Genomic DNA, 26,336 nt, shown 5'->3' on the forward strand with positions numbered 1-26,336 from the left:
CGGAGGCGGCGGGACGGGTCACGTACGGGGAGGGGTGGTGTTCGGCACGTTCGTCCCCGCTGTTCCCTGGGCAGGGTCTGTGAGACGCCGGTCCCGGCAGCGGAAGGGGAGCGACCATGACCGACCTGACCGTGGACGACGTCCACGAGTACGCCCGCGGGACCTGCTTCAGGCCCGCTCTCCCGGGAAAGGTCGGGGCCGAGACCGAATGGCTCGTGACCGACACCGCCGACCCGTCGGCCCCTGTGCCCCTGGACCGCCTCGCCGCGCTGCTGGAGGAGGCGGGCCCCCCTCCCGCCGGGAGCCGCCTGTCCTTCGAACCCGGCGGCCAGGTCGAACTCAGCTCGCCCGCCCTGCCCGGCCCGGCCCGCACCCACGAGGCCCTGGCCGCCGACATCGGCCACGTGCGCAAGGCGTTGGCCCAGGAGGGCCTGGTGCTCGGGGAGAGCGGGCTGGACCCCCTGCGCGGTCCGCTCAGACAGAGACACACCTCGCGCTACACGTCCATGGACCGCTTCTTCACCGGCCGCAGCCGACCGAGCGGGACCACCATGATGTGCAGCACCGCCTCGCTCCAGGTGTGCCTGGACACCGGCGCCGACGCCGACGACGTCCGCGCCCGCTGGGAGCTCCTGCACCGGCTCGGACCCGTGTTCGTGGCGGCCTTCGCCAACTCGGCCTTCTGGCGCGGCCGCCCCACCGGCTGGAAGTCCACCCGCTGGGCCGTGTGGGCGGGCATGGACGCCGACCGGACCCGCCCCGTCCCGGGGCCGACCGCCTCCTCCGATCCCGCCGCGGACTGGGCCGGCTACCTCCTGGGCGCCGACGTCCTGGCGATCCCCGCCGAACCGGGGGGAGGCGGTGCCTGGACCGTCGACCCGGGCATCACCCTCGCCGAGTGGATCGCCGGCGGAGGCGCCCGCCCGCCCGCCCGTGCGGACCTGGAACTGCACGCCAGCCTGCTCTTCCCGCCCGTGCGACCGCGCGGATGGTGGGAGGTGCGCATGATCGACGCCCTCCCGCAGCGGTGGTGGCCGGTCCCCGTGGCCGTCGCCGCCGCCCTCCTGGACGACCCGCACGCCCGCGCCGCGGCGGAGGAGGCCACCGCGCGCCTGTGCGGCGGGCGCCTCCCCGACCGCGTCCTGTCGCTGCGCGCCGCCCGCCTCGGCCCGGCCGACCCCGATGTCGGCGCGTGCGCCCGCACCTGCCTGGACGCGGCGGTCGAGGCGCTGCCCCGCATGGGCGCCGCGTCGCTGGCCGTCCTCACCGACTCCTACGCCGAGCAGTACACCCGCCGGGGCCTCTGCCCCGCCGACACCCGGCCGCAGGTGCCCGCACCGCGGCCGGCCCGCACCGACAGCCGCACACGTGGAGGCACACGTTGAGCCGCGAACAGGACCGAGCCAAGGAACGCATCGCCGCCGAACTCGACCGGAGCCGCCGCCGCAGCAACGCCCTCACCCTGGAGGTCCTGGACGAGGACGAGCTGCTCGCCCAGCACTCACCGCTGATGTCGCCCCTCGTCTGGGACCTGGCCCACGTCGGCAACTACGAGGAGCTGTGGCTGCTGCGCGCCCTGGCCGGGCGCGAGGCGCTGCGCCCCGACATCAACGGGCTCTACGACGCCTTCGAGAACTCGCGGGCCGACCGGGTCCGCCTGCCGCTGCTGCGCCCCGAGGAGGCGCGCCGCTACAACGAGCGGGTCCGCCGCGAGGTCCTGGACATCCTCGACGAGATCGACATCGCCGTGCCCGAGCAGCGCTCGGAGGAGCCCGACCTGGCCGCCCGCGGCCTGGTCTACCACCTGGTCGTCCAGCACGAGCAGCAGCACAGCGAGACCATGCTGTCCACCCACCAGCTGCGCCGGGGCACCCCCGTGCTCCTGGAGGAGCCCGCCCCCGTCACGTCGCTGCACCCGCCCGCGGAACCGGAGGTGCTCGTGCCCGCGGGTCCCTTCACCATGGGCACCGACGACACCGCCTGGGCCTACGACAACGAGCGCCCGGCCGTCACCGTCGACCTGCCCGCCTACCGGATCGACACCCGGCTCGTCACCAACGCCGAGTACCAGCGGTTCATGGAGGAGGGCGGCTACGACACCCGCCGCTGGTGGAGCCCCGAGGGCTGGGAGTGGAAGGAGCGCACCGGCGCCTCCTCGCCGGCCTTCTGGCGCAAGGAGGAACGGGGCTGGTCCCGGCGGCGCTTCGGGCGCCGCGAGATGGTGCCGCCCGACGAGCCCGTGCAGCACGTCTGCCACCACGAGGCGCAGGCCTACGCGGCGTGGGCGGGCAAGCGGCTGCCCACCGAGGCCGAGTGGGAGAAGGCGGCCCGCTTCGACCCCGCCACCGGTCGCTCCCGCCGCTACCCGTGGGGCGACACCGAGCCCGGGCCCGGCCACGCCAACCTGGGGCAGCGCCGCCTGGCCCCCGCACCTGCCGGACGCCACCCCGAGGGCGCTTCGCCGCTGGGCGTGCAGCAGCTGATCGGCGACGTGTGGGAGTGGACCTCCACCACCTTCACCGGCTATCCGGGGTTCCGGGCCTTTCCGTACCCCGAGTACTCCGAGGTCTTCTTCGACGACGGCTACAAGGTGCTGAGGGGCGGCTCGTGGGCCACCCACCCCGTCGCGGCGCGCTCCACCTTCCGCAACTGGGACCTCCCCGTCCGGCGCCAGATCTTCAGCGGATTCCGCTGCGCACGCGACGCGGACACCGACTGATGTGCCGGCACCTCGCCTACCTGGGACCGCCGCGCACACTGCACGAACTCCTGTACGCGGCGCCCCACTCGCTGCACGTCCAGTCCTGGGCGCCCCGCAAGCAGCGGTACGGGACCGTCAACGCCGACGGCTTCGGCGCCGGATGGTACCTGCCGGACGCGCCCGAGCCGCTGCGGTACCGGCGCGCCATGCCCATGTGGGGGGACGCCTCCTTCGCCGATGCCGCGCGGGCCCTCGGCTCCCGCTGCGTGGTGGCGGCCGTGCGCGACGCCACCCCCGGGTTCGGATCCGACGAGTCGGGGGCCCAGCCCCTCCGCGCCGGGCGCCTGCTCTTCAGCCACAACGGGGCGGTCGCCGACGACGAGGCGCTGGCCGCCGCCCTCCCGCCGCCGCCCGGCGTGCTGGAGGCCCGCGGCGCCCTGGACTCGGCCCCCCTGTTCGGCCACACCGTGCGCCTGTGGCGGAGGTCGGGGAACCTGGCCGGAGCCCTCGCGGACACGGTGCGCCGCGCCCGCGAGCTCTCCGAGGGCCGCTACAACCTCCTGGCCTCCGACGGGGAGTCGATCGCCGCGACCGCCGCGGGCGACACCCTCTACACGCTGCGGGAACCCGGAGGCGGGGTCTTCCTGGCGTCGGAGCCCTTCGACGACTCCGACGCCTGGGAGGAGATCCCCGACGGGTCGGTGGTCACCGCCACCCGCGAGGGCACCGAGGCGGTACCGATCGACCGACGACGCCAGACACGTCCGACCCCGGGAGGCGACCCGTGTTCCGCATCGACCACAACCTGAGCGCCGGCGACCTGGACAAGGCCCTGCGCACCGACGTCGCCGAGGGCCTCACGTCCCGGCCCAAGAGCCTGCCCCCCAAATGGTTCTACGACGAACGCGGCAGCGCGCTGTTCGAGGAGATCACGCGGCTGCCCGAGTACTACCTCGCCCGCGCCGAACGCGCCGTCCTCGAGGTGCGCGCCGACGAGATCGCCCGGGCCGCCGACGCCGACACCCTCGTCGAACTCGGCTCCGGGTCGGGTGCCAAGACCCGCCTGCTGATCGACGCCATGGGCCGCCACGGGAAGCTGGAGCGGTTCGTCCCGGTCGACGTCAGCGGCGACTTCCTCGCCGCCTCGGCCCGGCGCCTGGCCGACGACCTCCCCCACCTGGACGTGCACGCCGTCGTCGGCGACTTCGAGCAGCACCTCGGCCTCCTGCCGATCGGGGAGGAGGGCGGCCGCCGGATGATCGCCCTCCTCGGGTCGACCCTCGGCAACCAGGAGCCCGGCCCCCGGGCCGGCCTCCTGCGCGCCGTCCGCGCCGCCCTGCGCCCCGGGGACTCCTTCCTCCTGGGCGCCGACCTGGTCAAGGACCCCGAGCGGCTCGTCGCGGCCTACGACGACGCCCAGGGGGTCACCGCGTCCTTCAACCGCAACGTCCTGTCCGTCCTCAACCACCGCCTGGGAGCCGACTTCGACCCGGGCGGGTTCGACCACGTCGCCCTGTGGGACCCCGAACGGGAGTGGATCGAGATGCGGCTGCGCTCGCGCGCCGGCCGGCGCGTGCACGTGCGGGAACTGGACCTGGAGGTGGACTTCGCCGAGGGGGAGGAGATGCGCACCGAGGTCTCGGCCAAGTTCCGCCGCGAGGGGCTCGCCGCCGAGCTCGCCGACGCGGGGTTCGCCCCGGAGCACTGGTGGACCGATCCCGACGGCGACTTCTCCCTCGGCCTCTCGCGCGCGGTGTGAGAGCGGTCAGACCGGGGCGAACGTACCCAGCAGGGTGCCCACGGCATAGGTCACTGCCATGGCGAAGACCCCGCTGAGCACGCAGCGGGCCGCCGCGCGCAGGGGCGGTGCCCCGCCCATCCGGGCGCTGACCGCGCCGAGGGCCCCCGTGGCGATCAGGACGGAGCCCACGGTCGCCGCGAGCCGCCAGGAGTCGGGCCCCAGCAGCATCGCGGCCAGGGGCACGAGCGAACCCAGGGTGAAGGCGGCCATGCTGACCCCCGCGGCCTGCCACGGGTTCACCCGGTAGGGGGTCAGGCCGAGCTCCACCTCGGCATGCGCGGCGAGTGCATCGTGCTCGGTCAGCTCCACCGCCACACGGTGCGCCAGCTCCGGACTCAGGCCCCGGTCGCGGTACATCCGGGCGAGCTCCTCCAGCTCCCCCGCGGGGTCCTGGGTCAGTTCCAGGTGCTCGCGCGCCAGGGCGGCCCGCTCGGTGTCGCGCTGGGTGCTGACAGAGATGTACTCGCCCGCCGCCATCGACAGGGCGCCCGCCAGGGCTCCGGCGATCCCGGCCACCATCAGGGCGCCGCGGTCGGGTGTGGCCCCGACCACGCCGACGACCAGGCCCGCGGTGGAGATGATGCCGTCGTTGGCCCCCAGCACACCCGCCCGCAGGCTGTTGGTCAGGGAACCGAGCCGCTTCTGGGCGCTGTGAGCAGCAGAGGTCTCTTCCTCACGTCGGGGTTTCGCCATGCGCCGATCCTGACACACGGAGGCTCCGTGCCTGCCACCACGTGCGGAGGTGCCACATCCGCTACGCTCGTGTGCCGTGTTCAAGGTAGGAGTTTTCGGCGCCGACGGGCGCATGGGGTCAGAGGTCGTCAGGGCGGTCCAGGGCGCCGACGACATGGAATTCGTGGCCGGCGTGGACGCCGGGCAGGACCGTGAGAAGGTGCGGGGGGCCGACTGCGTCGTCGACTTCACCCACCCCGGCGCGGTCATGGACAACCTGGAATGGCTGATCGCCAACGGCATCCACGCCGTTGTCGGCACCAGCGGCTTCGACGAGGCCAAACTCGACCGGGTGCGCGGGATGCTGGCCGCCACGCCCGGCTCGAAGGTCCTCATCGCGCCCAACTTCGGCATCGCGGCCGTGCTGATGATGAACTTCGCGAAGAAGGCCGCGCCCTACTTCGAGTCCACCGAGGTCATCGAGCTGCACCACCCGAACAAGGTGGACGCTCCCAGCGGCACGGCCCACCACACGGCCGAGCTGATCGCCGGTGCCCGGCGCGAGGCCGGCCTGGAGCCGATGCCCGACGCCACCACCTCCGAGATCCCCGGTGCCCGCGGCGCCGACGTGGACGGGGTCCGCGTGCACGCGCTGCGCATCACCGGCCTGATCGCCCACCAGGAGGTCGTCTTCGGCACCCAGGGCGAGACCCTCAAGATCCGCCACGACTCGATGAACCGCACGTCGTTCATGCCGGGCGTCCTGCTGGGCGTGCGCAGGGTCGCCGACCTGCCCGACCCTCTGACGATCGGCCTGGAGCCCCTGCTCGGGCTGGACTGACCTCCCGTACTCCGCGGGCCCCGGCCGGAGAGCGCCGGGGCTCACCGCTGTCCGGTGAGTTCCCCGCCCGGGGCGTCCAGCTCCTCGGGACCGCCCTCCAGCTCCAGGACGGGAGCCGTGGCCGCGGGGGAGGGGTTGGTCTCCGGCACGAGGTCGCGGGGCTCCGGAGCGGGAGGGCCTCCGGGCATGGGGAACTCCTCGGGGGAGGGCGCCTCCGCCGAGGGTTCTCCGCCGGGGGGTTCCGGCAGGGCCTGGAGCACGACCAGGAACGCCCCTCCCGACACGAGCAGGGCACCCGCCGCGGACGCCAGGACCACGCCGGTCCACCACCGGATTCCGCCGAGGGCCTCGGACTCAGGCAACGGGCACCCCGCTGAAGGTGCCCGCGAACGGGACCCGCACGTCGACCCGCGCCACGTCCTCGGACGGGGCGCGGAAGGTCGCACTCACCCGGATCCGGTCGCCCGGCCACAGGGACAGGTGCGGGTCCAGGCGGGAGCACACGCACGCGCCCTGCTCGTCCCGGGCGACCTTGTGGACCTTTCCGCTCACGCTGTCCACCAGCTCCACCGACGACAGGTCCGCCCGGCCCTCCTCCGTCCCGCCGAACATCTCCTCCATCGTTGGCGAGTTGCTCTGCCCGCTGTTGCTCAGCACCAGGGTCAGCTCCGCGGTCTCACCGGAGCGGACCAGCTCCTGGACCACCACCTCCAGGCGGGCCCCGTGCAGGACCACGGTCTCCGATCCCCGGTCGGCGTCCGGGGCCGGTTCCTCTGCGGGGGAGGGGTCCGCGGAGGGCGGCGGTTCGCGGTCGGACCCCTCCTCCGGGGCGGTCGGGGGAACCGGTTCGGAACCGCCGGGGCGGAGGGCCTCGGCCTCCTGCCCGTGGCCCGGCGAGTTGCCCGGACCGCCGCCCGAACAGGAGACGAGGGCGAGCGCCAGTGCCGCGGCGGCGAGTGCGGTGAGGGGCTTGCGGGGGGTGGCCATACTCCGAAACTAGGGCGGTGCGGTCTCCGCCCGGTCACGGATTCCGGCCGGAACCGGCCACGGGGAGCTCAGCCCAGCAGCAGTGCCACCGAGAACAGGATGCCGAAGACCATCTGCAGCTTGCCCGTCTCGCCCAGGCCCAGGACGAGGTCGCGGCCGACCTGGCCGCCGAGCACCCGGCGTACCGGCCGCACCGCCAGGGGCGCGGAGAGCAGCACCAGCGGCACCCACCAGGACCACGGGGTCATCGCCAGCGCCACGGCGTAGGCGCCCGCGAGCATGCCCGTGTACAGGCGCCGGGTGCCCGTCTCGCCCAGGCGCACCGCGAGGGTGATCTTGCCGGTCTCCCGGTCGGTGGGGATGTCCCGCAGGTTGTTGATCACCAGCACCGAGCACGACAGCAGGCCCACCGGGACCGACGCGACCCAGGCCTGCCACGGTGCGGTCCCCATCTGCACGAACACCGTGCCCACCACGGCCACCACGCCGAAGAACACGAACACCGAGACCTCCCCCAGACCCCGGTAGCCGTAGGGGGAGCGTCCGCCGGTGTAGTACCAACCCGCGGCGATCGCCGCCGCGCCCACCAGCAGCAGCCACCACGAGGTCGTGGCTGCCAGCGCCAGGCCCACCAGGGCCGCGAACACGAAGCTGACCAGTGCCGCCCCCAGCACCTGCTGCGGGGTGGCCAGGCCCGTGGCGGTCAGCCGGGTCGGTCCGGTCCGCTCCGGGGTGTCGGTGCCCTTGACCCCGTCGCTGTAGTCGTTGGCGAAGTTCACCCCCATCTGCAGGGCCAGCGACACCACCAGCGCCAGCAGGGCCTTCCACCAGACGAAGCCGTCCAGCGCCACCGCCACCGCGGTGCCCACCGCCACCGGGACGATCGAGTTCGGAAGCGTGCGGGGGCGCATCCCCGCGACCCATTCACTGACCGTGGCCACGAGCCGGTCCTCCACCGTTGACAGGCGGCGCACCACCCGCGCCGCGACGAACCACCCCACGGTAGTGCCTGGCAGGAGGCTTTCCCGCATCAGCCTCAGCCGGAGATCGCCGCGTGCAGGCGCACCATCGGCACGATCTCGCCCATGTCGATCTCACGCCGGGCCCCGTCCGCCCGCCAACCGGAGGACTCGAAGAACTTCCGCAGCGCGTTGCCGGCCTCGGGCACCCACACGTGCACGGTCGTGAAGCCGTCCTCCAGCAGGTGCTCCACGCACGCGTTCAGCAGGCGGCTGCCGTGTCCGGCCCCGGTCCGCTCCGGGTCCACGTGCAGGGCGAACACCTCCGCGTCCGTGGCCGGCCACAGGTCGGGGTCCCCGGCGGGACCGAACGCGGCGAACCCCGTCACCACCCGCTCCCCGTCCTCCTGGTCGGTGGCCACCACCAGCCGGTGCCGGGAGGTGGGCGGTGACTCCAGAGCCGCGGTCCACTGCCCGCGGAACTGCTCGCGGGCCTGCTCGCCCTCCAGCTCCGCGGCGACCCCGCCGGGCAGGAGGGCGCCGTACACCGCCTGCCAGGAGGCCACCTGGAGGTCGACCACGGTGTCGACATCGGCGACACGCGCGGGACGGACGAATTGTGCACCGGACACGACAGGCCTCCTCGGAGCGCGTTCCCGTGCCGGAGGCGGACACGCCGGAGTTTCCGGAGCTTGCCACGGCATGGGAACATCTACGTTGTGAGCCTCATTATCAGAGTTATCGTGAACGCGCTCGCCGTCTGGGCGGCGGTCACCCTGATCAGCGGAATCGACGTCAACACCGACAGCCTGGCCGGGACGATCCTGGTCTACGTGGCGGTCGGAGCCATCTTCGGCGTGGTCAACGCCGTGATCAAACCCATCGTCAAAGCTGTCGGCTGCCTGTTCTACGCACTGACCCTCGGCCTGATCGGCCTGATCGTCAACGCCCTGCTGTTCATGCTCACCGAGTGGATCGCCGGGCTCTTCGACCTGCCCTTCACGATCAGCGGTTTCTGGCCGGCCTTCTGGGGTGCGCTCGTCGTCACCGTGGTCAGCTGGCTGCTCAGCATGTTCCTGCCCGACGGCGACGACTGACCCCCGAACGGTCCCCCCGAGAGGCGTCCCCGTCTCCACCACCCCCGCTTCCGCCCGCTCCCCGCGGGCGGACCCGTGTCCCGGCTGCACGGTCGGGACGCGGGCCGGGTAGGTTCACAGACAGGCCTCCCACCTCGGCCCACGAGGACGGTGGCCGACAAAGGCTGATCCGGGCCGGTGCCCGCAGCCGACACAGACCTCTCCGCGACCGGACGGCCGCAGTGCCGCACGACGACTGTCCCCGGTCGCGGTGGCGGGCCGGTGAGCCCCGCCCGGCGTACACGCACGAGGTACGCCGACGCCGCCCCACAGCGGCGTCACACGCCCACTACGCCATATCGACGGCACCGCCCACGCGCGGTGCCGCGCACACCGAGAGGAGGAGGGGCACGCACGGCCCCCTCGCCCTGCGGCGGGGGACCGAGAGCCCGAGGACACATGATGGACACCAAGTACCGCCCCTTCGGCAAGATGCTGACCGCGATGGTCACCCCGATGCTGGAGGACGGCGAACTCGACTACGAGGGTGCCGCCAGACTCGCCACCTACCTGGTGGACGAGCAGCGCAACGACGGTCTCGTCATCAGCGGCACCACCGGCGAGTCGCCCACGACCAGCGACGAGGAGAAGGACCGCCTCCTGCGCACCGTCGTGGAGGCCGTCGGGGACCGCGCCAAGATCATCGCGGGTGTGGGCACCAACGACACCCGCCACAGCATCGAGCTGGCCAAGGCCGCCGAGAAGGCGGGGGCGCACGCCCTCCTGACCGTCACCCCGTACTACAACAAGCCTCCGCAGGAAGGCCTGATCCGGCACTTCACGGCGATCGCCGACTCCACGGGGCTGCCGGTGATGCTCTACGACATCCCGCACCGCTCGGGCACGCCCATCGCCTCCGAGACCCTGGTCCGCCTGGCCGAGCACCCGCGCATCGTCGCCAACAAGGACGCCAAGGACAACATCGGTGCCAGCTCCTGGGTCATGGAGCGCACCGACCTGGCCTTCTACAGCGGCACCGACATCCTCAACCTGCCGCTGCTGTCCGTGGGGGCCGCCGGCTTCGTCAGCGTCGTGGGCCACATCGTCGGCGCCGACCTGCACGAGATGATCGACGCCTACGAGGCCGGAGAGGTCACCCAGGCGCTGGCCATCCACCGCCGCCTCACCCCGGTCTACACCGGCATGTTCCGCACCCAGGGCGTCATCACCACCAAGGCCGTCCTCAACCAGTTCGGCCTGCCCTCGGGCCCGGTGCGCACACCGCTCACCGACGCCTCGGTCGAGCTCCAGACGCTGCTGCGCGAGGACCTGGCCGCCGCGGGCGTCAAGGGCCCGATCGGCCTGGCCCCGCACCAGGCCGTCCCGGCCAGCGCCGTGCGCGTCGAGCGTCTCACGGAGGGATCCGTATGAGCCACCCGCACCCCGAACTGAGCTCGCCCCCGCCTCTGGGCGAGGGCGTCCTGCGCGTCGTCGCCCTGGGCGGCCTCGGTGAGATCGGCCGCAACATGGCGGTCTTCGAGTACGCGGGCCGCCTGCTGATCGTCGACTGCGGCGTGCTCTTCCCCGAGGAGGAGCAGCCCGGCGTCGACCTGATCCTGCCCGACTTCGACCACATCCGGGACCGCCTGGACGACGTCGAGGCGGTCGTGCTCACCCACGGGCACGAGGACCACATCGGCGGCGTGCCGTTCCTGCTGCGCGAGCGCTCCGACATCCCGATCGTCGGATCCAAGCTCACCCTGGCGCTGATCACCGCCAAGCTCGGCGAGCACCGCATCAAGCCCGAGACGATCCAGGTGGAGGAGGGCGAGCGGCGCGAGTTCGGCCCCTTCGACCTCGAGTTCTTCGCCGTCAACCACTCCATCCCCGACGCGCTGGCCGTGGGCATCCGCACACCGGGCGGGACGGTCCTGCACACCGGCGACTTCAAGATGGACCAGCTGCCGCTGGACGGCCGCCTCACCGACCTGGCCGGGTTCGCCCGGTTCGGCGACGAGGGCGTGGACCTCCTGATGTCGGACTCCACCAACGCCGAGCAGCCCGGTTTCATCATCAACGAGCGCAACCTGACCGAGGCCATCGACAAGGTGTTCCGGCAGGCCGACAAGCGCATCGTGGTGGCCTGCTTCGCCTCCCACGTGCACCGCGTCCAGCAGGTGATCGACTCGGCGACCAAGCACGGCCGCAAGGTCGCCTTCGTGGGCCGGTCCATGGTCCGCAACATGAACATCGCCCGCGACCTGGGCTACCTCACGGTGCCCGGCGACACCATCATCGACGTGCGCCAGCTCGACGAGATGCCCGCCGACAGGGCGGTGCTCATCTGCACCGGTTCCCAGGGCGAGCCGATGTCGGCACTGAGCCGGATGGCCAACCGCGACCACCAGATCCGGATCGAGGAGGGCGACACCGTCCTGCTCGCGTCCTCGCTCATCCCCGGCAACGAGAACTCCGTCAACCGGGTGATCAACGGCCTGACCCGCTGGGGCGCCAAGGTCGTGCACAAGGGCAACGCCCTCGTGCACGTGTCCGGGCACGCCCCCGCCGGGGAGCTGCTGTACGTGCTCAACATGGTGCGTCCGCGCAACTTCATGCCGGTCCACGGCGAGTGGCGGCACATGCGCGCCCACGCCGACCTGGCCCGCCTCACGGGTGTGCCCGACGACCGGATCGTCATCGCCGAGGACGGCGTGGTCGTCGACCTGTACAAGCACAGGGCCAGGATCACGGGTGCGGTCCAGGCGGGCTACGTGTACGTGGACGGCTCCTCCGTCGGCGACGTCACCGACGCCGCGCTCAAGGACCGCCGCATCCTCGGCGAGGAGGGCTTCATCTCCATCGTCGTGGCCGTCGACTCGAACACGGGCAAGATCCTGGGTGATCCGGAGATCCACACCCGCGGCGCGGGCATCGGCGCGGACGCCTACGACGACGTCATCGACCGCATCCAGGACGCGCTCGACAAGGCGGCCCGGGAAGGTGTCAACGACCCCCACCAGCTGCGCCAGCTCATCCGGCGCAGCACGGGCCGGTGGGTCAACGAGACCTACCGCCGCCGCCCGATGATCATCCCCGTCCTGGTCGAGGTCTGACCGGTACCGCCTCCTCGGGGCACAGCACAGCCGAGCGGCCCGGGCACGTCCCGGGCCGCTCGGCTTTTCGCGCGACACGCCGTGCGAGTACGCCTTTCGGGCGCCGGCCCCCAGTAGGCTGCACGCCGTGCGGGCACCCCTGCCCAACCCACGTCCCCTGGAGGTGACCTTCCGATGGCCGCGCGTGTCTCCTCAGGCGGCTCCGGGCGCAAGAAGCCCGCCGCCGGCAAGAAGGCCGCGCGCAGGCCCGCGGCGGCCAAGCGCATGCCCGACGGACCCATCGCCTTCGCGGTCACCCTGTTCGGCCAGTTCCTCCTCGTGCTGTGGAAGCTCGTCGCGCACACCGTCGGCGGGGCCGCCCGCGCCGTCGGGCGCAGCGCCCGCGACCTCGACCCGGACCTGCGGCGCGACGGCATCGGACTCCTCCTGCTGGCCGCCGGGGTCCTCGTCGCGGCCGCCGTGTGGTGGCAGAGCGAGGGGCCGCTGCTGGAGTACACCCGCCTGGTCGTGGTCGGCGCCGTCGGCACCGTCTCCCCGATCCTGCCGCTGCTGTTCCTGCCCTTGGCCGTGCGCCTCATGCGCACGCCCGACACCTCGCGCGAGGGCGACGCCGGCAGGCTGTTCATCGGCGCCTGCGCGATCATGCTGGGCGTGCTCGGCCTCGTCCACATCGCCTCCGGTCTTCCCGGACCCTCCGACGGTGTGGAGGCCCTCCAGAACTCGGGCGGGCTCATCGGATTCGTCGCCTCCGGCCCGCTCAGCGCCGTCATCTCCCCCTGGCTCACCGGGGTGCTGCTCGCCCTGGTGCTCGTCTTCGGGATCCTGGTCGTCACCGCCACCCCCATCCGGCGCATCCCCGAACGCCTCCAGAACCTCTTCGGCGTCCTCATGGAGCGCGACCCCGACGCGGAAGCCGAGCCCGAGAAGCCGCGTCGGCGCCGGACACGGCCGCGGGCGGAGCGGGGCACCACCGTCGCCGGCAGCGGAGAGCGCCCCTACGACGACCCCGTCCTGCCCGCGGCGCCCCCGGCCCCCGCCCTCACCGACGAGGAGGAGACCCGGGTCCTCTCCGAGGCCGAGTCCGCCGCGGCCGCCGCGGCCTCCGCCGGGGCCGGACCGGGGAAGGCGGCGAAGGAGACCGGGAAGGGCAAGGCCCGCAAGGCACCGCTCACCGTGCCCGACCACACCCCTCCGCCCGCCGTCTCCGAACAGCTCACCCTCCCCTCGCGGGTGGTCGACGGCGACTACGAACTGCCTCCGCCCGCCGTGCTCGAGCCGGGCAGCCCGGTCAAGCCGCGCACCCGCGCCAACGACGACGTGGTCGAGGCGCTCAGCGGCGTGCTCACCCAGTTCGGCATCGACGCCCAGGTCACCGGGTTCACCCGCGGGCCCACGGTGACCCGCTACGAGATCGAGCTGGGCCGGGCGGTCAAGGTGGAGAAGGTCACCGCCCTGGCCAAGAACATCTCCCTGGCGGTCAAGAGCGCCGACGTGCGCATCCAGTCGCCGATCCCCGGCAAGTCCGCCATCGGTGTGGAGATCCCCAACACCGACAAGGACGTCGTCAGCCTGGGCGACGTGCTGCGCTCCCCGGCGGCCACCTCCGACGATCACCCCATGCTGGTGGGCCTGGGCAAGGACGTCGAGGGCTCCAACGTCGTCGCCAACCTCGCCAAGATGCCGCACCTCCTCGTCGCCGGCGCCACCGGCGCGGGCAAGTCCACGTGCATCAACGGGCTCATCACCTCGCTGATGATGCGCTCCACCCCCGACGAGGTGCGCATGATCCTCGTCGACCCCAAGCGGGTCGAGCTGACCATGTACGAGGGCATCCCGCACCTGATCACCCCCATCATCACCAACCCGAAGAAGGCCGCCGAGGCGCTCCAGTGGGTCGTCGGCGAGATGGACCGGCGCTACGACGACCTGGCCGCCTCCGGCTACCGCCACGTGGACGACTTCAACGCCGCCGTGCGCGCCGGGGAGCTCGTCGCCCCGCCCGGCAGCGAACGCGACTACGAGCCCTACCCCTACCTGCTCGTCATCGTCGACGAGCTCGCCGACCTGATGATGGTGGCCCCCCGGGACGTCGAGGACGCCGTCGTGCGCATCACGCAGCTGGCCCGTGCCGCCGGCATCCACCTGGTGCTGGCCACGCAGCGGCCCAGCGTCGACGTCGTCACCGGCCTGATCAAGGCCAACGTGCCCTCCCGCCTGGCCTTCGCCACCTCCAGCCTCTCCGACAGCCGGGTCATCCTCGACCAGCCGGGGGCCGAGAAGCTCGTGGGCAAGGGCGACGCGCTGTTCCTCCCCATGGGCGCGGGCAAGCCCATCCGGCTCCAGAACGCCTGGGTGGCGGAGAAGGAGATCCGCACCGTCGTCGAGCACTGCAAGAAGCAGGCCGAACCCAGCTACCGGGAGGACGTCGCCGCCGCCGGGACCGCGAAGAAGGAGATCGACGAGGAGATCGGCGACGACCTCGACCTGCTCCTCCAGGCCGTCGAGCTGGTCGTCACCACCCAGTTCGGCTCCACGTCCATGCTCCAGCGCAAACTGCGCGTGGGCTTCGCCAAGGCCGGCCGCCTCATGGACCTCATGGAGAGCCGCGACGTCGTCGGCCCCAGCGAGGGCTCCAAGGCGCGCGACGTCCTGGTCACACCCGACGACCTCCCCGAGGTCCTGGCCGGCATCCGGGGGGCCTGACACGGGCGGCATGCCCGGCCCGAGAGGGGTTCGGCCCGATTTGGCGGGATCTTGGACACCTCATGGGGCGTGGTGACCTGCGCGGACGCGGGACGCGTTGCAGAGTGGAACGAGCAATGCACACCCAGTCGCGAGGAGAATGCGTATGGCGACGATCGGACACGTGCTGTCCTCCGCCCGCGTCGCGGCAGGCTACAGCGTCGCCGAGCTCAGCGCCCGCACCCGCATCCGGGAACCGGTCCTGCGCGCCGTCGAGGCGGAGGACTTCGCCTCGTGCGGGGGCGACTTCTACGCCCGAGGGCACATCAAGAGCCTGTGCCGGGCGCTGAACCTGGACCCGGTGCCCCTTCTGGAGGAGTTCGACCGCGAGCACGCCGAGGGAGAGAGCCCCTACGCACCTCTGCCCCGGAGCCTGGCCGCCCGGGCCGTCCGCGCGGGAGCGGAGGGGCAGGACGGCGGTGACCGGGCACGCCGCGTCCTCGGCGAGCACGACGACCCCCTCTCGGGTGTCCAGCGATGGGGCCACTTCGAACGCCGGAGCCACCTTCTCGAGGAGGTGCGCGGCCACCCGGACCGCGCCGGGGCCCCGGCCGGGGTCCCCGAACCCCGGCGCACGATCGAGAACTCCCCCGAGGCCGCGCAGCCGCCCTACGAGAGCCGGGGACGCCACGCCGCCCGCCCCGAGCCCCCGCCGGCCGCCGCCCGCTCCGGGCCGCGCCCGGCCCTGGTCGGGGAGCGCCGGGCCGGAGCCGTCCGGCGGCACTGGCCCTGGGCCGTGATCGTGCTCCTGTTCGCGCTGAGCGTCCTCGTCGGCTACCGCGCCTGGCAGGACTGGGGAGAGGCGGGCCCGCTCAGCGCCGTCCTCGACGGAGGGGAGAACACCGGCACCACCGTGCTTCCCCCGGAGGCCGAGGCCGTCGAGGCGCAGAGCGGGACCGGCGAGGAGGCCGGGGCCGACGGCGAGCTCGCGGTCCGGATCCATGCCACCGCGCGCAGCTGGGTCCAGCTCACGGGCTCCGAGGGGGAGGAGCTCTACACGGGCTACATCATGGAGGACGAGACCCGCACCTACACCTCGGACGGGAGCATCACCCTGTGGACGGCCAACGCCGGGGCGGTCAACGTCTCCGTCAACGGCAGGGACCTGGGCACGATCGGCCTTCCCGGCGAGGTCAAGGAGGTCGACGTCGACGCCTCCGGCTTCTCCGAGGAGTGATCCCCGACCCGGGGGACGGGCCGCCCACCGGCGTACGGTCGGGTGAACCGGCCAGGGTAATGTGGAGGGCTGCGGGCGGCGCCGACCGCAGCCGCGCCGTGCGCGCGGCCCGGCCGGATCCCGCTCCGGCCCGACCCGCCTCCCGCTCCGTCAGTAGCCCTCTCCACACGCTTGGAAGCCATGTCATCGCGCCGTACTGTCTCACTCGTCACCCTCGGGTGCGCGCGTAACGAGGTCGACTCCGAAGAACTGGCCGGACGCCTTGCCGCAGGCGGCTGGGAACTGGTCGACGGCGACACCGGCGCCGACGTCACCCTCGTCAACACCTGCGGGTTCATCGACGCTGCCAAGCAGGACTCCATCAACACCCTGCTGGAGGCCGCCGAGAACGGGGGCAAGGTCGTTGCCGCCGGCTGCATGGCGGAGCGCTACGGATCCGAGCTCGCCGAGGCCCTGCCCGAGGCGCAGGTTCTCGGCTTCGACGACTACACGGCCATCACCGACCGCCTCGACGACGTCCTGAGCGGACGCCCCTTGGTGCCGCACACGCCCCGCGACCGGCGCACCCTGCTGCCGATCAGCCCGGTGGAGCGCGGCGGCGCCTCGGTCCACGTCCCCGGACACTTCGCCGACTCCGCGGGGGCCGACGGCACCGAGCTCCCCTACCGGAGCGCCGTCCCCCGCCGCCGCCTGACCGGTGGGCCCGTGGCCAACCTCAAGATCTCCTCGGGCTGCGACCGGCGCTGCACCTTCTGCGCCATCCCCACCTTCCGGGGTGCGCACATCTCCCGCCGCCCCGAGGAGGTCCTGCACGAGGCCGAGTGGCTGGCCTCCGAGGGCGTGCGCGAGATCTTCCTCGTCAGCGAGAACTCCACCTCCTACGGCAAGGACCTGGGCGACGTGCGCGCCCTGGAGAAGCTCCTGCCGCGCCTGGCCGAGGTGGAGGGCCTGGACCGGATCCGCGTCAGCTACCTGCAGCCCGCCGAGGTCCGGCCCGGACTGATCGACGTGCTCACCGGCACCCCCGGGGTGGTCCCCTACTTCGACCTGTCCTTCCAGCACGCCAGCGGCACCCTCCTGCGCCGCATGCGCCGCTTCGGCGACCGCGAGCGGTTCCTGGAGCTGCTGGGGACCGTGCGCTCGCGCGTGCCCGAGGCCGGCGCCCGCTCCAACTTCATCGTCGGCTTCCCCGGCGAGACCGAGGCCGAGTTCGAGGACCTGGTCGCCTTCCTGGAGGAGGCCCGCCTGGACGCCATCGGCGTCTTCGGGTACTCCGACGAGGAGGGGACCGAGGCCGCGGGCCACGAGGGCAAGCTGCCCGAGGAGGTCGTGGAGGAGCGCCTGGAGCGGCTCAACCGCCTCGCCGAGGAGCTCATGGCCCAGCGCGCCGAGGAGCGCGTCGGCGAGGAGGTCACCGTCCTGGTGGAGTCGGTCCTGGAGGAGGGCGCCTACGAGGGCCGCTCCGACCACCAGGCGCCCGAGGTGGACGGCAGCACCATCCTCTACGGTGAGGACCTGGCCGTGGGGGACCTGGTGCGGGCCACCGTCCTCCAGTCCGTCGGTGCCGACCTGGTCGCCGAGCAGGAGGACCCGCAGTCCGGAGAAGCCGGAGAATGATGAGCACCGACGATTCCGCGGCGTCGCCCGCCCCCCAGGTTCCGCTGTGGAACATCGCGAACATCCTCACGATGAGCCGGCTGGTCATGGTGCCGGTCTTCGTGTGGTTCATGTTCCTGGACGGCTCGTGGTGGCGCTTCGCCGCCTTCTCCGTCTTCGTCCTGGCCGCCGTCACCGACCGCATCGACGGCGAGCTCGCCCGGCGGCGCGGCCTGGTCACCGACTTCGGCAAGATCGTCGACCCCATCGCGGACAAGGCGCTCACCGGTGCCGCGCTGGTGGTGCTCTCCCTGCAGGGGGACCTGTGGTGGTGGGTGACGGCTGCCATCCTCGTCCGCGAGTGGGGCATCACCCTGCTGCGCCTCGCCGTCCTGCGCTACGTCGTCATGCCCGCGAGCGGTGGCGGCAAGCTCAAGACGGTCCTGCAGATCGTCGCCATCAGCATCTACCTGTTCCCGCTCCACGTGCTGCCGCTGGGGCATCTCCTCGTCTGGCCCGCCCACGCGGTCATGGCCGCGGCCCTGGCCGTCACCCTCTGGACCGGTGCCGTCTACGTCAGGGACGCCGTCCGGGCGGTGCGCGCCCGCAAGGAGAGCGGGGAGTGAGCACGGGGGCGGACCTCCTCCGAGGGCCTTCGGCCGCCGCGGAGTCCGTCCACCGCGCCCTGCTGGAGCGCGGCGCCACCTGCGCGGCGGCCGAGTCGCTGACCGGCGGTCTCGTCGGCGCCCACCTGACCGCGGTCCCCGGCGCCTCCGCCACCTTCCGGGGCGGGGCCGTGACCTATGCCACCGACACCAAGGCGTCCCTGCTGGGGGTCCCCCGGGACCTGCTGGCCGACTCGGGCGCGGTGCACCCGGACGTCGCCGAGCACATGGCACTCGGTGTCCGCCGCCTCCTGGGGGCCGACTACGGGGTCGCGGTCACCGGCGTGGCCGGCCCCGAGCCCCAGGACGGGCAGCCCGTCGGCACCGTCTACGCGGCCGTCGCCCTCCCGGGAGGAGGGAGTGCTGTCCGCCTGTTCCGTTTCACCGGCGATCGCGCGGGTATCCGATACCGCACGGTCGAGGGAGCACTGGCGCTCCTGGACTCCGCAGTTCGCGGAGAAGTGGCGGGAAACATCCCCATCTAAGCCTTTTGGCTGGTTCCGCCCTGCTTCGCCCGGGAACAAAATCGGTCCGGGAGCTGGTTCCCCCTCAAGCGAACAGGACGACAAGAGGTGCCCGAATCGGGCGTGGGGCAGGTACGGTGTTGTATATGAAGGTCGCTACCGGCGGGAGGGAGCGCGAATGATGGTCCTGCTTCGTCACCTACTTGGTGACGTGCTCAGGCAGCTGCGGCAGCACCAGGGCCGCACCCTCCGCGAGGTGTCGGCCGATGCTCGTGTTTCCCTGGGCTACCTCTCAGAGGTCGAACGAGGGCAGAAGGAGGCGTCCTCCGAGCTGCTCTCGTCGATCTGCGGGGCCCTCGGGGTCCCGCTCTCGCAGGTGTTGAGAGAGGTCTCCGACCAGCTGGCGCTGGCCGAGCTGCAGGAGGCCGCGCTGCTGGGCGAGGCGGTGGGAGCCGATCCCGTGCCCGCCCGCGAACTCGGCATCGACCCGGTACCGGACCGCGTTCCCCAGGTTCCCGACATGGTGGGAGTCTGAGCGCTCCCCGTCCGTCCTGTCACATCACGGCATCGCCGAGAGTGAGGAAGGAGCCGGCCACCCGAGGTGGCCGGCTCCTTCCGTGTGTCCGGGGCCCTACCGGTGCGTGTGGTTGACCCAGGCGTCGGGGTCCTCGGCCAGCACGCGGACCTGTTCGGGAAGCTCGTTGGTGGCCAGATGGCGGAGGTTGACCCCTTCCAGGATGGAGCGCTCGCTGGCCCGCAGGGCGATCCACACCTTTTGGAGGCTGCGCGCGGCACCGTCGTAGTCGACGTGCTCGGGGCGCTCGCCGCGTACGTGGGCCAGCGGGCCGTCGACCGCGCGGATGATGTCCGCCAGGGAGATCTCCTCGGGGGGCCGGGCCAGCCAGTAGCCGCCCACCGGACCGCGCTGGCTGCGGACGAGCCCCGCGCGCCGGAGCTGGGTGAGGATGTTCTCGAGGAATTTTCCGGGGATGGCCTGTGCTCGTGCCAGCTGATCGGCCGTCACCGGCCCCTCGCCGGCAACAGCGAGCTCCGCTGCGGCACGCAACGCGTAGTCGACCCGGGCTGAAAGGCGCATGCTGTGATTATGCCGTGGTTAGAAGGGCGAATAGGGCACCGAGTGCCGACAAGATGCGCCGGCGGTCGGGATGCTGCAGCTCAAGGGTACTTCTCCTACCGGGTTGACGGGACATTTCCCGCCGGGCCCGGCGGGGATCACCCCCTCGCAGCCGCTCCCACCGCGCCTCCCAGGAGCTCGGCCGCGCCGAGGCCGTTGACCCGGGCGGCCCCGTAGGTGCTCACGTGGGCGCCGCAGGCGGGCCGCCAGACGGGCAGGCCCATCTCCACCACCACGGCGTCGGGGCGCTCCGCCAGGAGGCGCTCGACCAGGCCCCGGGCCTGCGGATACCGGTGCGCGTCGCGCACCACCACCACCAGGCCGCGCCCCTGTGCGGCGGCCAGGAGGCGCTCGGCGTGCGCGGTGTCCGGGGAGACCCGCTCCGTGCCCGGGAACCACGGCGCCAGGCCCCAGGGAACCTCGCCCACGGCCATCCCCGCCGGGGCGTCCACCTCCACCACGCAGGGGTCGGCCCACCGCGGCAGCACCCCGTCCACACGCAGCGCCCGGCGGGCACCGGCCAGGCCGACCTCCGTGTCCTCCGCGGCCGCGGCCCTGAGAGCGGCCCGGGAGCGGATCCACGCCCGCAGCTCGGCGTTGCGCGCGGCCGCCTCCTCCAGGCGCTCGCCCGGGAGCTGGCCCTCGCGGACCGCCGCCACCAGGGCGGCGCGGACCTGCTCCACCCGGTCGGCGTAGACGAAACGGCCGAGGCACAGCAGGTCGCATCCTGCGGACACCGCGCGCACGGCGGCCTCCGGAATGCCGATCCGACCGCTGAGCCCCTGCATCTCGACGGCGTCGCTGACCACGACCCCGGTGAAGCCCAGCTCGCCGCGCAGCAGCTCGTTGAGGACGTGCGGGGCCAGGGTGGCCGGCCCCTCCACGCCCAGCCCCGGCATCTCGATGTGCGCCGTCAGCACCGACCGCGCCCCCGCGTCGACGGCGGCCCGGAAGGGCAGCAGCTCGCGCCGGTGCAGCAGGTCGGCGTCGGCCTCCACCCGCGGCAGCGTGAGATGGGAGTCCTGGGAGGTGGCGCCGTGTCCGGGGAAGTGCTTGGCGCACGCGGCCACCCCCGCCTCCTGCAGGCCGAGCACGGCCGCGGCGGAGTGGCGGGCCACCAGCTCGGGGTCGGAGCCGAACGAGCGCGTCCCGATGACGGGGTTGTCGTCGGCGACGTTGACGTCCACGGTCGGGGCCAGGTCCAGGTTGAGGCCCAGCTCGGCCAAGCGCCCGCCCAGGGAGCGCAGGGTCCGGCGGGTCAGGTCGGTGTCGTCGACCGCGCCCAGAGCGGCGTTGCCCGGGTAGTCGCTGCCGTGGGCCTGGCCGATACGGGTGACGTCGCCGCCCTCCTCGTCCAGGGAGATCAGGGGCGTGTCGGCGGCCTCCGACAGCCGGGCGTTGAGTGCGGCCACCTGTTCGGGGGTGTCCAGGTTGTTGTGGAACAGGCAGACACCGGAGATGCCGTCCGCCAGGCCCTCCAGAATCCAGCGAGGGGCGTGGTGGGACTCGAAGGGCACCAGCAGCGTGGCGTTGGCCAGGCGCTCCAGGGCCGGATCGTGCGACATCGCGAACTCCGTTCGTGGGCATGGGTGCCCCTTGCGGGGCAGACGAAGGCGGGGCGGGCGCACGGGAGCCGGGCGGGGCCGCGGCGCCCCGCGCGGCTCCGCCCCGGACGCGGCGGGGCGTCAGCCCTTGACCGCACCCATCGTCAGACCGGAGACCATCCGGCGCTGGACGAAGAGGAAGAAGGCCATGACCGGGAGAGTCAGCAGGGTGGAGGCGGCCATGATCGGCCCCCACTCGGTGCCGAAGCGGCCGAAGTAGTAGGAGAGGGTGAGCGGCAGGGTGTAGCTGTCGGTGCTGCGGCCCAGGAACGTCAGGGCCACGATGAACTCGTTCCAGGCGGTGATGAAGGCGAAGATGCTCGCCGCGACCAGCCCCGGGGCCACCAGCGGCATGAGGATGCGCCAGAACACCGTCCAGCTGCCCGCGCCGTCGATGGCGGCGGCCTCCTCCAGCTCCTTGGGCACCGCCTCCACGAAGCCGCGCAGCATCAGAACGGTGATCGGCAGCGACACGGCCGTGTACACGACGAGCAGGCCCGACAGGTTGCCCAGCAGCTGTGTGCCGGTGGCCTCCGACAGGTGGCGGAAGTTGATGAAGATGGAGATGATCATCGCCTCCATCGGCACCATCTGGATGACCATCAGGAGGATGACGAACGCGGTCCGCAGCCGGAAGCGGAAGCGGGCCACCGCCACCGCCGCCAGCAGCGACAGCACGGCCCCCATGGCCACGGCGCCGACGGTGACCACCAGGCTGTTGGCCAGGAACTGCCAGAAGTTCACCCCCGGGATGAGCTCGCCGTTGACCACGCGGTCGAAGTGCTCGAGCGTCGGGGCCTGGGGGAGGAGCGTCTGGTCGCGGGTGAAGATCTCGCCCACCGGTTTGAACGCCGTGGCCACCATCCAGTAGACGGGGAAGACGGAGAACAGGAACACCGCCAGGCCGGCCAGGTACAGCGGCAGGGAGCGCAGGCGGCGCGCGGTGCTGCGGCGGCGGGCGGGACGTGTCGCGGTCATCGGGTCTCCCCCTGGCGGATCATGATGCGCAGGTAGTACGCGGTGACGGCGAGGATCAGGACGGTCATGACCACCGCGATCGCCGATCCCATGCCGTAGTCGGCCGGGGTCGCGCTGAAGCCCTGCTGGTAGATGTAGTACGAGAGCAGGAAGACGTCCTTGTTCTGGAAGCTGTTGGCCAGGATGTACAGCTGGGTGAACACCCGCAGGTCCCAGATGATCTGCAGGATCAGCAGGAGGGCGAAGAGGGGCCGCAGCATCGGGAAGGTGACGCTCCAGAAGGACTTCCACGCGGTGGCCCCGTCCATCTTCGCGGCCTCGTAGAGCTCGCCCGGGATGCTCTTGAGGCCGGCCAGGACGGAGACCGCGACGAAGGGGAACGACTGCCAGACGATCACCGTGATCAGGATGGTGAACAGCGGCAGCGGTTCGAGGAACCAGTTGTACTCCAGCCAGCCGTCCCCGACGAGCCGGTCGGGGAGCCGGTCCAGCACGACGTTGACCAGGCCCCGCTCGGGCAGGAACAGCCAGCGGAAGACCAGGGAGGCGCTCAGCGCCGGGGTGGCCCAGGCCAGCATCATGCCGACGGAGACGAAGCCCGAGAACCACGTGGGCAGTCTGTGGAGCAGCAGGCCCACGAGGGTGCCCAGCACCATCGTGGTGCCGACCATGACCGCGCACACCACCACGGTGTTGCGCAGGATCGTCCAGAACTCCGTGTCGCCCAGCAGCTCCCGGTAGTGGGCGAAGCCGTTCCATGCGGGTCCGGGCTGGTTCGGCAGCAGGTTGCGGGTGGTGAAGTCGGTGAGGGAGTACCACACCATCTGCACGATCGGCCACAGGAGCACGACCGCCAGGAGGATCAGCGCCGGTGCGATGAGCAGGTAGGGGGCGGGGAGCTTGCGGCGGCGGTGCGGTGCGGGGCCCCCGGGAGGCTCCTGCCCTGCGGCCCCGCGGCCGGTCTCTCGTTCGACGGTGGAAACCATGGTCTTCGCAATCAGGGTGTGGGCGGCCGGAGGGCGGGGCCGGTACGGGCCCCGCCCGTGCCGGCCCGGCACAGTGGTGGGGGGGCGGTTACTCGACCGGTTCGTTGAGGATGGCCGTGAGCTGCTCGTCGGCCTCGGCCAGGACCTCCTCGGCGTCGCCGCCGCGGACGATCTCCAGCACGGCGGCGGGCAGGATCTTGTTGTCCTGGTCGGCCGCGGTCCAGCGCGGGGTGGTCGGGAAGAAGCGCGTGTTCTGCATCTGGGTGGCGGCGGCCGCGCGGTTCGGGTCCTCCTGGTACTCGTCGCTCTCGAGCAGCTCCGGGTAGGCCGGGAAGAAGCCCGCGGCGTCGGCGAAGCCCTTGCCGCCCTCCTGGTCGCCCATGACGGTCAGCAGCTCGAAGGCCAGGTCGGGCTGCTGGGTGGTGGAGAAGACCGACAGGGCCGATCCGCCGGCGAAGGCCGGGGCGATGCCGTCGGCGCCCGGGATCGGGGCGGCGGCGATGTCCTCCAGGACGGCCGGGTCCTGGGCCTGCTCCTCCATGGAGGCCAGCGCCCAGCCGCCGTCGATGTACATGCCGAGCTCGCCGTTGGCCATGTCGGCCAGCGGGACGAGCTCGTTCTCGCCGACGTAGCCCTGCGGGGAGATGCCGTCGGTGGACAGGCTCGCGTAGAACTCGACCGCCTCGACGGTGGCCGGGTCGGTGAGCCGGCCCTCCCACTCCTCGCCGTTCTGCACGGCGATCTCGCCGCCGTTGCTCCAGATGAAGCTGGCGATACCGTTGGTGAAGTCGGTCGGCGCGCCGAAGCCGCTGACCCCGTACTCCTCCTGGATGTCCTCGGCGACGGTGACGAGCTCGTCCCAGGTGGTGGGCGGCTCGTGGCCCAGTTCGCCCAGCCAGTCGGCGCGGTAGTAGAGGGTGCGCACGCCCGAGTACCACGGGACGCCGTACTGGACGCCGTTGTAGGTGCCGTACTCCAGGGCGTTCTGGTCCATCTCGGAGGCGGCGTCCCAGCCGGAGACCTGGTCGGTGATGTCGAGCAGGGCGCCCTGGGAGGCCCAGCCGGCCACCTGGTCGTTGCCGATCTCGATGACGTCGGGGGCGTCGCCGCCGGCCAGGGCGTTGGTGATGGACTCCTGGGCGTCGGGCCAGGGGATGAACTCGACGTGCACGTCGGTGTCCGGGCTGCTCTCCTGGAAGCGGGCCTCGACTCCGTCGAAGTACTCGACCAGCGCGTCCTGGGAGGTGCCCATGACCCACACCGTCAGGCCGTCGGGCCGGTCGTCCCCGGACCCGTCGCCGCAGGCAGCGGCCAGCAGGACCACGGCCGTGGCCGCGGCGATCTTGGGAAGCCTCATGGTGTACCTCTTCTCCCTTCGCACGTCGCGCCGGTGGTCGACGCCTGTGCCCGGACCGCCTGGGATGATGGAGCCGAATCCCTGTCGGTCCGCAGTCTGTGTGGGGGTGTGCTGGGATCGCACGCTTTGCCGCCCCGCCGGCGCGGGTAACCGGGAAGGACCGGGGACGCACCCCCGACCTGCCGGGACGTGACCTCTTGCGAGGTTGTGAGCTAAATTAACAACAAACTTTCCTAATAAAAACAGGGTGAGGTGTCACGGTTATGTCTCAACGCCCGGGGACTCCCCGGCTGCTACGCCAACTCAACGACCGGGCGGCGCTCGAGCTGCTGCTGTCGGACGGGCCCCTGACCCGGACGCAGCTGGGCACGAGGACCGGACTGTCCAAGGTGACCGCCTCCCAGTTACTGGCCCGGCTGGAGGAGCGCGACCTGGTACGGGTGGTCGGCAGCCAGGCGGGCGGGCGCGGACCCAACGCCGCCCTGTACGCGGTCGTCCCCGAGAGCGCCTACGTCGCCGCCCTCGACGTCAGCGCCCGCAGGGTCACCGCCACCATCGCCGACATCACCGGGCGGATCGTGGGGGACGCGACCGTCGACCCCAGCGCCTCCGACGACCCCGTGGCACTGGTGCACACCACCGTCATGCGCCTCGTGGACGAGGCCGGGGTGCCCCTCGACCGGCTCCGCGCCTGCGTCATCGGCACCCCCGGCGTCGTCGACCCCCGCACCGGTGACATCCGCTTCTCCTTCGACCTCATCACCTGGCACGAGGGCATCCTGGAGGCGCTGCGCACCGACCTCAGGCGTTCGGTGATGATCGAGAACGACGTGAACCTCGCCGCCCTCGCCGAGCACGCCGAGGGGATCGCCGCGGGCGTCTCCGAGTTCGTCCTCATCTGGCTCAGCGCCGCCGGCGGCGTCGGCATGTCCACCATGATCGACGGCCGCATCCACCGCGGCCGCTCCGGCAGCGCCGGCGAGATCGGCTACCTGCCCGTCCCCGGCGCCCCCATGCCCGGCGATCTGGGACTGCCCGCCGGGTACGGGTCCCCGCGCGGCGACAGCCGCGAGCTCCCCCACGGCTTCCAGGCACTGGTCAGGTCCGGGCAGATCGTCGAGCTCGCCGCCGAGCACGGCATCGAGGGCGGTGATGTCGTCACCGTCGTCGAGCGGGCGGCGTCCTCCGACAGCCCCCGGGCCGAAGCCTTCCTCGAGGCCTTCGCCGAGCGCATCGCCCGCGGAGTGGCCGCCGTCAGCGTCATCCTGGACCCCGGGCTGGTCGTCCTCGGCGGCGACGTCGCCCGCGCCGGGGGCACCCGGCTGGCCGAGCGCGTGCAGGCCGCCACCGCCCGTATCGCGCCCAACGACACCGAGATCGGCCTCGGGGCGGTCGAGGGCAGCCCCGTCGTCCGCGGCGCTCTGCTGCACGCCCTCGAACACGCCCGCGACGAGGTGTTCTCCTCCACGGTCTGACCCGCCT

General features: G+C 72.4%; 25 protein-coding genes. 15 read left to right on the forward strand and 10 right to left on the reverse strand.

Annotated elements, in window-relative coordinates:
• Positions 1–116: 116 nt before the first annotated feature.
• From FHS13_RS19370 to egtD, 4 genes are read left to right on the forward strand one after another with little or no spacing between them, the layout of a single operon-like run.
• A complete protein-coding gene (locus FHS13_RS19370) occupies positions 117–1,385 on the forward strand; it encodes a glutamate-cysteine ligase family protein (protein WP_184293382.1) in 1,269 nt (422 codons plus the stop codon).
• Entirely contained in the window at positions 1,382–2,719 is a 1,338-nt protein-coding gene (egtB, locus tag FHS13_RS19375; protein ID WP_184293383.1) for an ergothioneine biosynthesis protein EgtB, read from the forward strand. Before FHS13_RS19370 ends, egtB begins: the two co-directional genes overlap by 4 nt.
• A complete protein-coding gene (egtC, locus tag FHS13_RS19380; RefSeq protein ID WP_184293384.1) occupies positions 2,719–3,510 on the forward strand; it encodes an ergothioneine biosynthesis protein EgtC in 792 nt (263 codons plus the stop codon). Before egtB ends, egtC begins: the two co-directional genes overlap by 1 nt.
• Positions 3,486–4,460 (forward strand): L-histidine N(alpha)-methyltransferase, encoded by a 975-nt coding sequence (gene egtD / locus FHS13_RS19385; RefSeq protein ID WP_184293385.1) that lies wholly within the window; start codon positions 3,486–3,488, stop codon positions 4,458–4,460. Before egtC ends, egtD begins: the two co-directional genes overlap by 25 nt.
• A gap of 6 nt (positions 4,461–4,466) precedes the next feature.
• On the opposite strand, the gene FHS13_RS19390 is transcribed toward egtD, so the two are convergent.
• The gene (locus tag FHS13_RS19390) at positions 4,467–5,195 is read right to left on the reverse strand and encodes a VIT1/CCC1 transporter family protein (RefSeq protein WP_184293386.1); all 729 of its coding nucleotides are present in this window, start codon (positions 5,193–5,195) and stop codon (positions 4,467–4,469) included.
• Between the two features lie 76 nt (positions 5,196–5,271).
• On the opposite strand from FHS13_RS19390, the gene dapB reads away from it, so the two are divergent.
• On the forward strand, positions 5,272–6,015 hold the full coding sequence (dapB, locus tag FHS13_RS19395; RefSeq protein ID WP_184293387.1) for a 4-hydroxy-tetrahydrodipicolinate reductase: 744 nt from the start codon (positions 5,272–5,274) through the stop codon (positions 6,013–6,015).
• Between the two features lie 41 nt (positions 6,016–6,056).
• Here the strand turns inward: dapB and FHS13_RS19400 are convergent, their stop codons facing one another.
• The 4 genes from FHS13_RS19400 to FHS13_RS19415 all read right to left on the reverse strand — a co-directional run bounded on the left by FHS13_RS19400 (position 6,057) and on the right by FHS13_RS19415 (position 8,593).
• On the reverse strand, positions 6,057–6,377 hold the full coding sequence (locus FHS13_RS19400; RefSeq protein ID WP_184293388.1) for a hypothetical protein: 321 nt from the start codon (positions 6,375–6,377) through the stop codon (positions 6,057–6,059).
• Positions 6,370–7,002 carry a hypothetical protein gene (locus FHS13_RS19405; RefSeq protein WP_184293389.1) on the reverse strand — a complete coding sequence of 211 codons (633 nt, stop codon included), beginning with the start codon at positions 7,000–7,002 and terminating at the stop codon, positions 6,370–6,372. Before FHS13_RS19405 ends, FHS13_RS19400 begins: the two co-directional genes overlap by 8 nt.
• A gap of 68 nt (positions 7,003–7,070) precedes the next feature.
• Positions 7,071–7,943, reverse strand: coding sequence for a 1,4-dihydroxy-2-naphthoate polyprenyltransferase (locus FHS13_RS19410; protein ID WP_184293453.1), 873 nt, complete (start codon positions 7,941–7,943; stop codon positions 7,071–7,073).
• 95 nt (positions 7,944–8,038) lie between these two features.
• Complete coding sequence (locus FHS13_RS19415; RefSeq protein ID WP_184293390.1) at positions 8,039–8,593, reverse strand: GNAT family N-acetyltransferase; 555 nt, start codon at positions 8,591–8,593, stop codon at positions 8,039–8,041.
• 87 nt (positions 8,594–8,680) lie between these two features.
• Between FHS13_RS19415 and FHS13_RS19420 the strand changes: the two genes are divergently transcribed.
• From FHS13_RS19420 to FHS13_RS19460, 9 genes are all read left to right on the forward strand, one after another.
• Positions 8,681–9,058 (forward strand): phage holin family protein, encoded by a 378-nt coding sequence (locus tag FHS13_RS19420; RefSeq protein WP_184293391.1) that lies wholly within the window; start codon positions 8,681–8,683, stop codon positions 9,056–9,058.
• 438 nt (positions 9,059–9,496) lie between these two features.
• Positions 9,497–10,468, forward strand: coding sequence for a 4-hydroxy-tetrahydrodipicolinate synthase (gene dapA, locus FHS13_RS19425; RefSeq protein ID WP_184293392.1), 972 nt, complete (start codon positions 9,497–9,499; stop codon positions 10,466–10,468).
• The gene (locus FHS13_RS19430) at positions 10,465–12,150 is read left to right on the forward strand and encodes a ribonuclease J (RefSeq protein WP_184293393.1); all 1,686 of its coding nucleotides are present in this window, start codon (positions 10,465–10,467) and stop codon (positions 12,148–12,150) included. Before dapA ends, FHS13_RS19430 begins: the two co-directional genes overlap by 4 nt.
• A gap of 174 nt (positions 12,151–12,324) precedes the next feature.
• Positions 12,325–14,853 carry a DNA translocase FtsK gene (locus FHS13_RS19435; RefSeq protein WP_184293394.1) on the forward strand — a complete coding sequence of 843 codons (2,529 nt, stop codon included), beginning with the start codon at positions 12,325–12,327 and terminating at the stop codon, positions 14,851–14,853.
• A 145-nt stretch (positions 14,854–14,998) separates the two neighbouring features.
• The gene (locus FHS13_RS19440; protein WP_184293395.1) at positions 14,999–16,069 is read left to right on the forward strand and encodes a helix-turn-helix domain-containing protein; all 1,071 of its coding nucleotides are present in this window, start codon (positions 14,999–15,001) and stop codon (positions 16,067–16,069) included.
• A gap of 180 nt (positions 16,070–16,249) precedes the next feature.
• Positions 16,250–17,686: a 30S ribosomal protein S12 methylthiotransferase RimO gene (rimO, locus tag FHS13_RS19445; RefSeq protein ID WP_184293396.1), complete on the forward strand. Its 1,437-nt coding sequence runs from the start codon at positions 16,250–16,252 to the stop codon at positions 17,684–17,686.
• On the forward strand, positions 17,686–18,291 hold the full coding sequence (gene pgsA, locus FHS13_RS19450) for a CDP-diacylglycerol--glycerol-3-phosphate 3-phosphatidyltransferase (protein ID WP_184293397.1): 606 nt from the start codon (positions 17,686–17,688) through the stop codon (positions 18,289–18,291). The genes rimO and pgsA overlap by 1 nt, the downstream gene beginning before the upstream one ends.
• Positions 18,288–18,815, forward strand: a complete 528-nt coding sequence (locus FHS13_RS19455; RefSeq protein ID WP_184293398.1) for a nicotinamide-nucleotide amidohydrolase family protein — start codon at positions 18,288–18,290, stop codon at positions 18,813–18,815. Before pgsA ends, FHS13_RS19455 begins: the two co-directional genes overlap by 4 nt.
• A 157-nt stretch (positions 18,816–18,972) precedes the next feature.
• Complete coding sequence (locus FHS13_RS19460; protein ID WP_184293399.1) at positions 18,973–19,329, forward strand: helix-turn-helix domain-containing protein; 357 nt, start codon at positions 18,973–18,975, stop codon at positions 19,327–19,329.
• Positions 19,330–19,425: 96 nt separating this feature from the next.
• Here FHS13_RS19460 and FHS13_RS19465 read toward each other — a convergent pair whose 3' ends face one another.
• The 5 genes from FHS13_RS19465 to FHS13_RS19485 all read right to left on the reverse strand — a co-directional run bounded on the left by FHS13_RS19465 (position 19,426) and on the right by FHS13_RS19485 (position 24,854).
• The gene (locus FHS13_RS19465; RefSeq protein WP_184293400.1) at positions 19,426–19,890 is read right to left on the reverse strand and encodes an RrF2 family transcriptional regulator; all 465 of its coding nucleotides are present in this window, start codon (positions 19,888–19,890) and stop codon (positions 19,426–19,428) included.
• 137 nt (positions 19,891–20,027) lie between these two features.
• Positions 20,028–21,494 carry a glycoside hydrolase family 3 protein gene (locus FHS13_RS19470; protein ID WP_184293401.1) on the reverse strand — a complete coding sequence of 489 codons (1,467 nt, stop codon included), beginning with the start codon at positions 21,492–21,494 and terminating at the stop codon, positions 20,028–20,030.
• 120 nt (positions 21,495–21,614) lie between these two features.
• A complete protein-coding gene (locus FHS13_RS19475) occupies positions 21,615–22,511 on the reverse strand; it encodes a carbohydrate ABC transporter permease (protein ID WP_184293402.1) in 897 nt (298 codons plus the stop codon).
• Positions 22,508–23,497: a carbohydrate ABC transporter permease gene (locus FHS13_RS19480; protein ID WP_184293403.1), complete on the reverse strand. Its 990-nt coding sequence runs from the start codon at positions 23,495–23,497 to the stop codon at positions 22,508–22,510. Before FHS13_RS19480 ends, FHS13_RS19475 begins: the two co-directional genes overlap by 4 nt.
• An 88-nt stretch (positions 23,498–23,585) precedes the next feature.
• Positions 23,586–24,854: an extracellular solute-binding protein gene (locus FHS13_RS19485; protein WP_184293404.1), complete on the reverse strand. Its 1,269-nt coding sequence runs from the start codon at positions 24,852–24,854 to the stop codon at positions 23,586–23,588.
• A gap of 263 nt (positions 24,855–25,117) precedes the next feature.
• On the opposite strand from FHS13_RS19485, the gene FHS13_RS19490 reads away from it, so the two are divergent.
• Positions 25,118–26,329, forward strand: a complete 1,212-nt coding sequence (locus FHS13_RS19490; protein WP_184293405.1) for an ROK family transcriptional regulator — start codon at positions 25,118–25,120, stop codon at positions 26,327–26,329.
• Positions 26,330–26,336: the final 7 nt, after the last annotated feature.

Origin of the sequence: Nocardiopsis algeriensis, assembly GCF_014203695.1 — a bacterium.
Classification (GTDB): Bacteria; Actinomycetota; Actinomycetes; order Streptosporangiales; family Streptosporangiaceae; genus Nocardiopsis; species Nocardiopsis algeriensis.